The 12,125-nt window shown below is 68.4% G+C and carries 10 protein-coding genes; 2 read left to right on the forward strand and 8 right to left on the reverse strand.

The annotated features are described in order from the left end of the window. Positions 1–450 precede the first annotated feature (450 nt). Positions 451–1,719 carry a CoA transferase gene (locus AS96_RS06325; protein ID WP_036287117.1) on the forward strand — a complete coding sequence of 423 codons (1,269 nt, stop codon included), beginning with the start codon at positions 451–453 and terminating at the stop codon, positions 1,717–1,719. Between the two features lie 55 nt (positions 1,720–1,774). Here the strand turns inward: AS96_RS06325 and AS96_RS06330 are convergent, their stop codons facing one another. The 6 genes from AS96_RS06330 to tyrS all read right to left on the reverse strand — a co-directional run bounded on the left by AS96_RS06330 (position 1,775) and on the right by tyrS (position 9,195). Then, positions 1,775–2,896 carry a substrate-binding domain-containing protein gene (locus tag AS96_RS06330; protein ID WP_005048981.1) on the reverse strand — a complete coding sequence of 374 codons (1,122 nt, stop codon included), beginning with the start codon at positions 2,894–2,896 and terminating at the stop codon, positions 1,775–1,777. 47 nt (positions 2,897–2,943) lie between these two features. After that, a complete protein-coding gene (gene mmsB, locus AS96_RS06335) occupies positions 2,944–4,287 on the reverse strand; it encodes a multiple monosaccharide ABC transporter permease (RefSeq protein WP_005048979.1) in 1,344 nt (447 codons plus the stop codon). Further along, positions 4,284–5,831, reverse strand: a complete 1,548-nt coding sequence (gene mmsA, locus AS96_RS06340; protein WP_005048976.1) for a multiple monosaccharide ABC transporter ATP-binding protein — start codon at positions 5,829–5,831, stop codon at positions 4,284–4,286. Before mmsA ends, mmsB begins: the two co-directional genes overlap by 4 nt. Positions 5,832–5,972: 141 nt before the next feature. Further along, a complete protein-coding gene (locus AS96_RS06345; protein ID WP_051498777.1) occupies positions 5,973–7,040 on the reverse strand; it encodes a LacI family DNA-binding transcriptional regulator in 1,068 nt (355 codons plus the stop codon). Positions 7,041–7,064: 24 nt separating this feature from the next. After that, complete coding sequence (locus AS96_RS06350) at positions 7,065–7,835, reverse strand: DUF4184 family protein (RefSeq protein WP_036287121.1); 771 nt, start codon at positions 7,833–7,835, stop codon at positions 7,065–7,067. A gap of 28 nt (positions 7,836–7,863) precedes the next feature. Further along, positions 7,864–9,195 (reverse strand): tyrosine--tRNA ligase, encoded by a 1,332-nt coding sequence (gene tyrS / locus AS96_RS06355; RefSeq protein ID WP_036287124.1) that lies wholly within the window; start codon positions 9,193–9,195, stop codon positions 7,864–7,866. Between the two features lie 103 nt (positions 9,196–9,298). On the opposite strand from tyrS, the gene AS96_RS06360 reads away from it, so the two are divergent. Then, positions 9,299–9,892, forward strand: a complete 594-nt coding sequence (locus tag AS96_RS06360) for a hypothetical protein (protein ID WP_036287126.1) — start codon at positions 9,299–9,301, stop codon at positions 9,890–9,892. A gap of 14 nt (positions 9,893–9,906) precedes the next feature. Here the strand turns inward: AS96_RS06360 and AS96_RS06365 are convergent, their stop codons facing one another. Both AS96_RS06365 and argH read right to left on the reverse strand, forming a co-directional pair. Beyond that, complete coding sequence (locus tag AS96_RS06365; RefSeq protein ID WP_036287278.1) at positions 9,907–10,554, reverse strand: SatD family protein; 648 nt, start codon at positions 10,552–10,554, stop codon at positions 9,907–9,909. Positions 10,555–10,601: 47 nt separating this feature from the next. Further along, positions 10,602–12,038, reverse strand: a complete 1,437-nt coding sequence (argH, locus tag AS96_RS06370) for an argininosuccinate lyase (protein WP_036287129.1) — start codon at positions 12,036–12,038, stop codon at positions 10,602–10,604. Between the last annotated feature and the right edge of the window lie 87 nt (positions 12,039–12,125).

Genomic DNA, 12,125 nt, shown 5'->3' on the forward strand with positions numbered 1-12,125 from the left:
GGACGAGGTAATTTGGCATTTGACAAGTGCACGCTGTTGAGTTCTCAAGGATCGGACGCTCCCGTGCTCCGGCCTCTCAGCCTTCATCGCGGGGCGACTTCTCTTCGCGGACAAGATGTCTCGCCCGTCATGGACCCGGAGGAACATGACAGGAGTGACAGACTCGTCACGCAGGCAGTATCGCTCTCGCGACTGCCGACACCCACCGCCGTCGTCCGTATGAAACGGAGTGCAGGAGGGAGGTTTCCATCCTAGACCATAAGTCCTGTTCTCTCTACCGAGAGGTTTGGGATGGGGTTCGGTTCTCCGCTTGAGGGGGCGAGGCCTTCCGGCCCTTCGCTCTTCCCTGTGGGGCGAACAAGTAATAACTTACGCGGCACACCACCAACCAGCAAATCACACCCACATCCCGGGCGTGTCGCGCGCTGTATCCGGTCGTAGGCTCCCCTCATGGAACCTCGCTCGCTGCGCGCACGGTTGCCCGTCGGCACGCTTGCCACACGCGCCGTCGGCTGGGTCGGCGCGGAGACGGCGGCTCTTGCTGGTACTCCTCCCGCGGCGGTCGATGCCGAAGCGGTCACCGTCGCGTACACGAGCGAGCGGTGGTTCCGATGGGAGGGGCAGCCGGGCATCGGCTTCGCCCCGTTGTCGGGGTTCTTCCGCACCAGGGACGGGTGGGTGCGCACGCATGCGAACTACCCGCACCACGAGCGTGCTCTGCGCCGCGCGCTCGGCCTGCTCGATGCGCCGCAGGACGGCGACGACCCGAATCGCGTGGGAGCGCGATTGCGTGCGTTGCCCACCCGGGAGGCCGTCGAGATCATCACGCGGGAAGGCGGCCTGTGCGTCGAGGTGCGACGCGAGGATCCCGAGACGGACGAGCGGCTGCGCGCGTCGCCGCTGGCCACCGTGCGCCGCATGGCGGACAGCCCGCTCGAGGCGACGGTCGCCGATGCCTCGGCTCCCCTTCGCGGCGTGCGCGTCCTCGATCTCACGCGCGTCATCGCCGGGCCGGTGGCGACGCGGACACTGGCTCTTCTCGGTGCCGACGTGCTCCGCGTCGATTCCCCTCGGATACCCGAGATCGCCGTTCAGCATCTGGACACCGGTCACGGCAAGCGCAGCACCCTGCTCGATCTCGATGCCGACGCCGATCGCCGACGCTTTGACGGCCTTCTCGCCACCGCCGACATCGTGGTTCTCGGCTACCGCCCAGATGCGCTCTCGCGACTGGGCCTGGAACCCCGTGCGCTGTGCGCGCGGCATCCCGGCATGATCGTGGCCCGACTCAGTGCGTGGGGTGCCGCGGGCGGACGCGGCTTCGACAGCCTCGTGCAGGCGGCGTCCGGCATCGCCTGGATCGAGTCCGCCGACGGCCGCACCCCGGGCGCGCTCCCCGCCCAGGCGCTGGATCACACGGCAGGCTATGCGCTGGCCGCCGCAGTGCTCACGGCACTGCGCCGTCGCGGCGAGGTCGGAGGAAGCTGGCTCGTCGAGACGTCCCTCCGACGCGTCGCAGCGGAGTTGCTCGGGATGCCGCGCGATGCGGGCGGGGACCTCGCCGAACCGGTCGACCCCGATCGGTTCCTGCAGCACTTCACCGTCGGCGGCCACGATGTCGTCACCGCGGGGCCGGCCGTGGCCTACGCGGGGGCACCGACGGGGTTCCGGCCACCGCAGCCGTGGGGCTCCAGCGCCCCGGTCTGGCTCCCCCGCTGAGACAGCGACGGCCCCCGCTCCGAAGAACGGGGGCCGTCGTGGGCGTGCGGGTCGCTTACTGGGCGGCCTTCACGATGTCCAGGAGCTTGGGGCTGTTGGCGTAGGCCTCGGCCGCGTTCTCCTTGGTGACGATGACCGGCGGCAGCAGGTAGGCCGGGACGACCTTGACACCGTTGTTGTACTGCGTGGTGTCGTTGACCTCGGGCGTCTCACCCTTCTGGAGCGACTGGATCATCTTGATCGTCTGGGCGACGAGGAGCGAGGTGTCCTTGTTGATGGTGGAGTACTGCTCCCCCGCCATGATCGACTTGACCGACTCGGCCTCGGAGTCCTGACCGGTGACGGTGAACTGCGAGATGTTCTTGCCGGCCTGCTTCACCGAGGTGATGATGGCGCGAGCCAGCGTGTCGTTCGGCGAGAGCACGCCGTCGATGGTCGCCGAGGTGTAGTTGGCCGTGAGCAGCGAGTCCATCCGGCTCTGCGCGTTCTCGGCCTTCCAGCCCTGCGTCGCCGTCTGCTGGATGGCGGTCTGGCCCGACACGACCTTCAGCGTGCCGTCGTCGATCTTCGGCTGCAGCACCTTCATGGCGCCGTTGAAGAAGACCGCCGAGTTGGCGTCGTCGGGCGAGCCGGAGAACAGCTCGATGTTCCACGGCGCGCCGTGGCCCGAACGCTTCTGCAGACCGTCGAGGAGGGCCTGACCCTGCAGCTCGCCGACCTTGAAGTTGTCGAACGCGACGTAGTAGTTCACGTTCGGCGTGTTCTCGATGAGGCGGTCGTAGGCGATCACCGTGACACCGGCATCCGCCGCCTGCTGCAGCTGCGTGCCGAGCTGCTTGCCGTCCTTGGCACCGATGACGATGACCTTGGCGCCGTTGGTGATCATCGAGGAGATCTGGTTCTGCTGCTCGGCGACCGTGTTGGATGCCGGCGCGTACTGCACGTCGGCCTTGAACCCGGCCTGCTCGAGGCCGTTCTTGAACAGGTCACCGGCGAGCACCCAGTTCTCCGACGTCTTGTCGGGAAGTGCAATGCCGATCGAGGCGTCCGCGGCGAAGCCGGCGGCGGCCCCCGCCGATGCGGTCGCGTCGCCGCCGCGCCCGGAGCTCGAGCAGCCCGTGAGCGCGAGTGCCGTGACGGCGGCCAGTGAGGCTGCCGCAAGAGCGATTCTCTTCATTGATTCATCACTTTCTCTGGTGAGGGTGAGGCGAGTCGTTCCCGGACCTACACCTTGGGGAGGTCGGCCGGCTGGCTCGACTCGTTCGTGCCCGACGTCGGGATGACGGCGGGGACGTCTGTGATCACGGCTGCACTCTTGTCGCGACGGCGCAGGAGCAGACCGATGATGGAAGGACCGCCGCGACGCTTGCTGATGACGTCGATGGCGACGGCGAACAGGAGCACGAGGCCCTTGGTGATCTGGATCGCGTCGGCCTGGGCGCCGATCAACTGCAGACCGTTGTTGAGGAAGGCCATGACGAGCCCGCCGATGATCGAGCCGATGACCGTGCCGATGCCGCCGGAGACCGCGGCGCCACCGATGAACACGGCCGCGATCGCGTCGAGCTCCCAGCCGTTGCCGTCCTGCGGGCCGGATGCCGTGGCACGCCCGACGTAGATCATTCCGGCGACGGCGGCGAGCACCGACATGTTCATCATGACGAAGAAGTCGACGCGGCGGTCCTTGATGCCCGACAGCGCCGCCGCGAGGCGGTTGCCGCCGACCGCGTAGATGTGACGGCCGAACACCGTGCGGTTGGTGACGAACGAGTAGATCACGACCAGCACCAGCAGGATCACGCCGGAGATCGGGAAGCTCGTGCCCGGGCGTCCCGTGGCGAACAGCCACGCCGCCCAGAGGATCGCGGCCGAGAGGATGACGACCTTCACGCCCGACACCCAGACCGGAGCGGAGTCCGCACCGATCTTGGCCTGCTGACGCCGCAGACGCCACTCGTTGTAGACGATCCACGCCACGCCGACGAGGCCGAGGAGCATCGTGAGCACGTTGAAATCGACGGCGATCGGAAGTTCGGGCAGGTAGCCCGAACCGATGTAGCTGTACTCCGGCGGCACCGGCGTGGTGGTCGACTGCCCGATCCACTGGTTGCCACCGCGGAAGATCAGCATGCCCGCGAGCGTCACGATGAACGCCGGCACTCCGACATACGCGACCCAGAACCCCTGCCACGCGCCCACGAGCGCGCCGACGACGAGCCCGATGAGGATCGCCACGGGCCAGGGCATGTTCCACTCGCTCATCGACTGCGCCACGATGATGCCGACGAAGGCGGCGACCGACCCGACGGACAGGTCGATGTGTCCCATGATGATGACCATCACCATGCCGATCGCGAGGATCAGGATGTAGGACTGCTGGCTGACGACGTTGATGAGGTTCTGGGGAGAGAGCGTCGTGCCGCCGGTCCAGATCTGGAAGATCAGGATGATGGCGATCAGCGACGCCAGGATGCCGAACTGTCGCAGGGACGATGTGCCCCCGCCGAACATCTTCTTCAGGTCGGAGATGCCGCCTGAACGCTTGGTGGGTACCGTCTCGGTGCTCATCGTTGTGCCTTCTGTCGTGCGGAGGTCATGCTGCGCATGAGGTTCTCGGGGGTTGCGTCGGCGACGGGCAGGTCATCGGTGATCTGCCCCTCGAAGATCGTGTAGATGCGGTCGGAGATGCCGAGCAGTTCCGGCAGCTCGCTCGAGATGAGGATCACGCCCTTGCCCTGCGCCGCCAGCTGCTGGATGATCGCGTAGATCTCGTACTTCGCGCCGACGTCGATCCCGCGCGTCGGCTCGTCGAGGATCAGCAGTTCGGGGTCGGTGAACATCCACTTCGCCAACACGACCTTCTGCTGGTTGCCGCCCGACAGCTTCGAGACGCCGACGTCGACGCTGGGCGTCTTGATGCGCAGCTTCTTGCGGTAGTCGTCGGCGATGTCGTTCTCGGCGTAGGGGTCGATGACGCCGTTGCGCGCGATCTTCTTCAGCTTCGCGGCGACGATCGAGCGCTTGATCGTGTCGAGGAGGTTCAGCCCGAGCACCTTGCGGTCCTCACTCACGTAGGCCATGCCGTGGTCGATCGCGGACTGGACGTCCTTGATCGAGACTTCCTTGCCGTCGATGAGGATCTGTCCCGACTCGTACGTGCCGTAGGAACGGCCGAACAGGCTCATCGCCAGCTCGGTGCGTCCCGCACCCATGAGTCCGGCGATGCCGACGATCTCACCCCGACGGACGTAGAGGTTGGAATGCTTGGCGACGAGGCGCTCGGGGATCTGGGGGTGGCGCACCGTCCAGTCGCGCACCTCGAAGAAGACCTCGCCGATGTGCGGCGTCCGGTCGGGGAAGCGGCTCTCCAGAGAGCGACCCACCATGCCGCGGATGATGCGGTCCTCGTCCACCGCGCCCGTCGCGACATTGAGCGTCTCGACCGTGCGGCCGTCGCGGATGATCGTGATGGAATCGGCGATCTGCTCGATCTCGTTGAGCTTGTGACTGATGATGATCGAGGAGATTCCCTTGCCCTTGAGGGACAGGATCAGATCGAGCAGGTGCTGCGAGTCGTCCTCGTTCAGCGCTGCGGTGGGCTCGTCGAGGATGAGGAGCTTGACGTCCTTCGCGAGAGCCTTCGCGATCTCGACGAGCTGCTGCTTGCCGACGCCGAGATGCTTGACCTGCGTGTCGGGGTCGTCGCGCAGCCCCACCCGCGCCAGCAGGTCGACGGCGCGCAGACGCGCGGTGCTCCAGTCGATGACGCCGCCGCGCTGGATCTCGTTGCCGAGGAAGAGGTTCTCCGTGATCGAGAGCTCGGGGATCAGCGCGAGCTCCTGGTGGATGATCGCGATGCCGGCGTTCTCGCTCGCGCGGATGTCCTTGAACTGGACGACCTCGCCGCGGTACCAGATGTCGCCGCTGTAGGTGCCGTACGGGTAGACCCCGGAGAGCACCTTCATGAGCGTGGACTTCCCGGCACCGTTCTCGCCGCAGATGGCGTGGACTTCGCCCGCGGCGACGGTGATCGACACGTCGCTGAGCGCTTTCACACCCGGGAACTCCTTGGTGATGGAGCGCATCTCCAGGATCGGCACTGCATCCGGCATGGTGCGCGACCTCCTCGTCGTCAGCTTGTCTTCGTTGAGCGGGCTTCGTTCCGAAGCCCAATGTGACCGTTCACATCGCTTGAACATCGTGCACCCTCCGACCGGGGTTGTCAATCGCGGAAGGGCGCCGTTATCGAAGCGTCATCTTTTCGCCGTGAGGGCGACGGCACACGACTCCCGCACCACGAGCGAGGGCTCCAGATTCATGCCGCTCACGGCATCCGTCGGCACGTCCGGCTCTCCGATGGCACGCAGCAGCGCCGCCATCGCGCGCTCGCCCAGCCCGGCGAACTGCTGATGGACGGTCGTCAGGGGCGGCCACGCATGCGCGGCGAGGGGGATGTCGTCGAAGCCGACGATACTCACCTGGCGCGGGACATCGATGCCGAGATCACGGAAACCGTGGATCATCCCGAGCGCCATGGCGTCATTGGCGGCGAACACCGCGGTGAAGTCCAGACGGCGCGACAGCTCCACGGCGGCGCGGTAGCCGAAGTCGGCGGTCCAATCGCCGAGGATCGGGGGGCGGGTCGGCAGATCAGCGTCCGACAGAGCCCGCAGGTAGCCCTGCATGCGGCTCTCCGCCTCGATCCAATCCTGCGGACCCGCCACGTGCACGATCTCGGTGTGTCCCAGCGAGATCAGATGCTCGGTGGCGAGCATGCCGCCGCGCACCTGATCCTCGGCGAGTTCCGCGATCCCCCGCTCGGCGCTGTGGAGCCCGAGGTAGGGGATGTCGACATCGAGTTCGGCGAGCACGTCGAACACCCGCACCTGCGGAGCGTGCACGATGATGCCCTCGACCGACTGCCGACGCAGATGCTCGACGGCGGCGGCGATCGTCTCGGGGCGCGTATCGCGCAGATAGGCGGAGTTCACCCAGTAGCCACGTTCGCGCGCGGCATCCTCGAGAGCCGCGAGGCTGGATGACGGACCGTACTCGCCCCGCGAGCCCAGCACGACCCCGAGAGTCTGCGACCTGCTGGTCACGAGGGCACGCGCCGCCTGGTTCGGCCGATATCGCAGGTCGGCCATGGCGTCGAGCACCCGCTGCTTGGTCTCGGGCCGGATCGACGCGTGGCCGTTCAGCACGCGCGAGACGGTCTGATACGAGACGTCGGCGGCGCGCGCGACGTCGCGGATGCTCGCGCTGCGCGCTTTCTCCTCGCCAGCCGACACGGTGCCCTCGCCTTCGATGTGCACGTTCACATTACCGCGGTGACGCGCAACGCGTCACGCCGCGCGACGGCGGCGAACCGTGATGACGGCGCAGAGAACGAGGGTGGCCGCACCCCAGAGGGCGCAGGCGGGCGGAAGCACACGGTACGCCAGGTGGCGCACCGTCCATTCGGGCGTGAGGGGACCATAGACGGCGAGGCCGAGGATCCACGCCGCCAGCAGCACGAGCGGCAGCGAGAGCCACCACAGATACCGAACGATCGGCGGGATGCCGGTCGTCGCCGGCTCCGCACGGCGTCGACGCAGCCACAGCGCGGCGGCGAGAGCGAGCACGATCAACCCGAACGCGGTGGAGCCGTACTGCAGCCACTTGAGCCCCAGGAGCGGCCCCCACTGCTCGTCGAGCGCGGGGAACAGCTGGGTGCCCCACCGCCCCTCGTGCGTGAACGCGTCCCACGCGATGTGCGTTGCCACCCCCAGTAGCAGCGAGAGCGCTGCGAGAAGAACGGAGACCGCGGGCGCTCGGCGGCCCCACCAGGGCGGCACGCCGACGCGATCCCACTCCACCGGCAACCGCGCCGCGAGCCACGACGGCGACAGTGCACGCACCGCGGGACGCAGCAGCAGGTACCACAGCGCCGTCAGAGCGGCGGCGATCAGGGTCGAGACCACGAGGTTCGTATGGGTGAGCTGGTACGACACCAGCGTGCCACGCACGAAGAGCGGCAGGTCGGGCGTCATCGCGCCGATCGCAATCGCCGCCGGAAGCAGCGGCGACCGCACGAACGGCAGCGCCACCACGGCGTGCGAGACAGTGAACGGCATGCGACCTCCGGCGCGGTGTCGGGCCCGGTCAGGCCGCAGGAGCGACGAAGAGCCCCGCGAGGGTCTTCTTGCCGCGGCGGAGCACGGCCACCCCGCCGGGCAGCGCACCCGCGATCGCGGTGGACTCGTCATCGACCTTGACCCCGTCGAGGCTGACCCCGCCCTGCGCGATCGAGCGGCGCGCCTCGCCGAGACTCGCGCACAGTCCCGTCTCCACCAGTGCCTGCGCGACCGTGGTGCCGGCCGGGATCGTCGCGTGCGGCAGCTCCTCCAACGCGGTGCGCAGCGTGGCGGCATCCAGGGCACCGAGATCGCCGGCACCGAAGAGGGCCTCGGATGCCGCGATCACCGCGGCCGTAGCCTCCGGCCCGTGCACGGTCGTCGTCACCTCGAGCGCGAGACGCTTCTGCGCGGCACGACGGAACGGCTCCGCGGCGACCGTCTCCTCGTACTGCTCGATCTCTGCGCGCGTCAGGAAGGTGAAGATCTTCAGTCGCTCGACGACGTCGGCGTCGTCGGTGTTCAACCAGAACTGGTACATCCGGTAGGGGCTGCACATCTCGGCATCCAGCCAGATGGCATTGCCCTCGCTCTTGCCGAACTTCGTGCCGTCGCTGTTGGTGATCAGGGGCGTGCCGATCGCGTGCACCGACACACCTTCGACGCGGTGGATGAGGTCGGTGCCGCTGGTGAGGTTTCCCCACTGGTCGGACCCGCCGGTCTGCAGCACGCAGCCGTACTGGCGATGCAGCTCGAGGTAGTCCATCCCCTGCAGGATCTGGTAGCTGAACTCGGTGTAGCTGATGCCCGCTTCGGAGTTCAACCGCGCGGCGACGGCATCCTTCTTCAGCATCGTGCCGACGCGGTAGTATTTGCCGATCTCGCGCAGGAAGTCGATGGCGCTCATCGGCGCCGTCCAGTCGAGGTTGTTCACCATGCGCGCGGCGTTGTCGCCCTCGAAGCTCAGGTACCGCTCGACCTGGGCGCGGAGGTTGCCCACCCACTCGGCGACCGTGTCCTTCGTGTTGAGCGTGCGCTCCGCCGTCGGCCGGGGGTCGCCGATCAGGCCCGTCGATCCGCCGACGAGACCGAGGGGACGGTGACCGGCCAGCTGCAGACGGCGCATCAGCAGCAGCTGCACGAGGTTTCCCAGGTGCAGGCTCGGTGCCGTCGGGTCGAAGCCGCAGTAATACGTGATGGGCTCGCCGGCCAGCAGATCGCGCAGAGCGGTCTGGTCGGTGGACACGTGAACCAGGCCCCGCCAGACGATCTCGTCCCAGACGTTCTCGAACGAAGGGTCGTTGGCAGGGGCCAGCGCACGCGCGGGCGCGGAAGCACTCACGGAGACGGTTTCAGACACGCGCCCCAGGTTATCAGCGACGGATGCCGCGCCCCGATCGCACCGATGGGGCTCGCGTCCGCGCCGCCGCGGCGACGTCAGGGCCCCGTGCGAGACTGACGGCATGGATCCCGACACCCCGGCGATCGTCACGCTGATCGGCGTGATCGTGCTGTTCATCGCGCTGTGCGCGGCCCTGATCCTCGTCGTGATCTCGCTTCGGCGTCCGCGAGGCCCGGTGCTGATCGCCGCAGCGGCGATCGTCGTGCTCGCACTCGTCACGCTCAGCATCCTGCCGGCGCACCTGCCCGTCCTGGCCGCCGCTGCGCTGGCGATCCTCGGCACCGCGCTGGCGATCGTCGGCGGCAACCCGTTCACGCGCTGGGTGCTGTCGGTCGCCGATGGCGGCCGGACGACAGAGGGCCCGCGCGGCGGCATCCTCGTCGAGATGATGTCCGGCCGCGATACCGATGCCGTCCACGAGGAGGAGATCCTGCGCGGCGGCACGACGATCGGCTACCTCGAGCGGGCGTGCGCGGCCCTCGGCATCCTCGCCGGCTTTCCCGGAGCGGTCGCCATCGTCGTGGCGCTCAAGGGCGTCGGACGATTCACGGAGCTGGCCACACCGGCCGCACGCGAGAGATTCATCGTCGGCACGATGGCGAGCCTGCTGTGGGCGTGCGCCGTCGCGGGAGTCGTCTGGCTCGCGGTCTGGTGACGTGAGCCGGGGGCTCACACGTCGGATGACGGTGCCGGGTCGGCGCGCAGTTGCGTGTACCCCTCGACGAGGGCGGCGACCCCCGCGACCCCGAGGGCTTGAGAGACCGCCGACTGGGTGATGCCCTCCGCGGCCGCGAGCTCCGCCTGCGTCGCCCCGAGGATCCGCCCATAGGCAAGCCGGCGGGTGCGCGGCGTCATGGCGGTCACCAGCTGGTCCCGCGCGAGGAGGTAGGCGTTGGCCACCCGGACGTCGACGACGGTTCCAGCATCGGCGACGACCCAGGTGCGCGCGCCCGGGATCGTGCGCGCCTGCGCGGCGTGGATGGCATCGATCGCTTCCCGCGCAGCCCACCACCCCGGCCCCTCGGCGAGCGTCCCTACGCGGGAGGGGACGTCGCTGTGCGCTCCGATCCCGATGCCGAAACGACAGTCGAGGTCGTCGGGCAGCGCGAGCCGAATCAGCAGCAGGGCCGCCATGGCGGCATCCAGAGAGGGGTAAACGCCCTGCAGCTCGTCACCCACCGTCGCGGTGAGCTGTCGCTCCGCCAGGGGCACGTCCCGCTCGACGCGGGCGATCGCCTCTTCCAGAGCACGTTGGGCGGCAGCCCGATCGGGAAGACCACGCGATCCGACGATGTCGGCGATCACAGCGACACTCATGAAAAGAAGCATATCGCTGATATCCAGGAAATATCAGTATATTACTGCTATTCCAGATCGATCAGTGCGCGTGCGGCACTCTGCGAGCGGGCGATGAGCTCGGCGCGCTGCTCCGCCACGCGGACACCCGCCGTGCCTCCGGCGCCGGTGCGGCTCGCGACCGACCCCTCGATCGTCAGCACCTCGCGGACGTTCGGGGTCAGATGCGTCGACACCTCCGCGAGCAGAGCGTCATCGGCATCCTCGAGTCCGATTCCGCGCTCCTCGCACGCGCGCACGAGCGACCCGGAGATCTCGTGTGCGTCACGGAACGGCACGCCCTGCTTCACGAGCCACTCGGCCACGTCGGTGGCCAGCGAGAATCCGGCCGGGGCGAGGGCGGCCATGCGCGCCGTGTCGAAACGCATCGTCGCCACCATGCCGGCGAACGCGGGCAGCACCGTCTCGAGCGTGAGGACCGAGTCGAAGACCGGCTCCTTGTCCTCCTGCAGATCGCGGTTGTAGGCCAGCGGCAGCGCCTTCAGCGTCGCCAGAAGACCAGACAGGTTGCCGATCAGGCGTCCCGCCTTGCCGCGAGCGAGCTCGGCGATGTCGGGGTTCTTCTTCTGCGGCATGATGCTGGAGCCCGTGGAGTAGCCGTCGTCGAGCGTGACGAAGCCGAACTCGCGGGTGTTCCAGATGATGATGTCTTCCGCGAAACGCGAGAGATCCACACCGATCATGGCCGCGATGAAGGCGAACTCGGCGACCACGTCACGCGAACTCGTGCCGTCGAGGGAGTTCTCCGCCGGACGGGCGAGTCCGAGCCGGTCGGCGACCAGCTGGGGGTCGAGGCCGAGGGTCGCACCGGCGAGCGCTCCCCCGCCGTAGGGCGAGACCGACGCCCGCGCCGCCCAGTCACGGAGCCGCTCGAGATCACGAACGAGGGGCCAGCCGTGGGCCTGCAGGTGGTGGGCCAGCAGGATCGGCTGCGCGTGCTGCAGGTGGGTGCGCCCCGGCATGATCGCCTCGGCGTGCGCCTCGGCCTGCGACACGATGGCATCGACGACACGCAGGAGATCGCGGGCGATCACGCGGGCGTGGTCGAGCAGGTACAGCCGCACGAGGGTGGCGATCTGATCGTTGCGGCTCCGACCCGCGCGGAGCTTGCCGCCGAGCGCCGGACCGATCTCGGCGATGAGGGCGGCTTCCAGCGCGCCGTGCACGTCCTCATCCGTCGGCTGGGCGACCAGTGAGCCGTCGGCGACCGCCGCCGCGAGGGCATCGAGCCCCGCGTGCATCCGCGCCTCTTCGTCGGCGGTGAGGTACCCGGCGGCGGCGAGCGCCGCGGCGTGCGCGTGCGAACCGGCGATGTCGTAGAGCGCGAGCACCCAATCGAAGTGCGTGGAACGGCTGAGGGTCGCAAGCTCCGGTGAGGGCCCCGACGCGAAGCGCGCCCCCCAGAGTGCGCCGTCGTTCGTGCCGTGCGGTGTCGTTTCGCTCACCGCACCAGCCTAGCGAGCACCGCGCCGACGCTCCGCCCGGTGCGCTCCGCACGGCGCAGAGCCCGCCGCAGCACGTTCATCCGTCCC

Origin of the sequence: Microbacterium sp. MRS-1 (genome assembly GCF_000585455.1) — a bacterium.
Classification (GTDB): domain Bacteria; phylum Actinomycetota; class Actinomycetes; order Actinomycetales; family Microbacteriaceae; genus Microbacterium; species Microbacterium laevaniformans.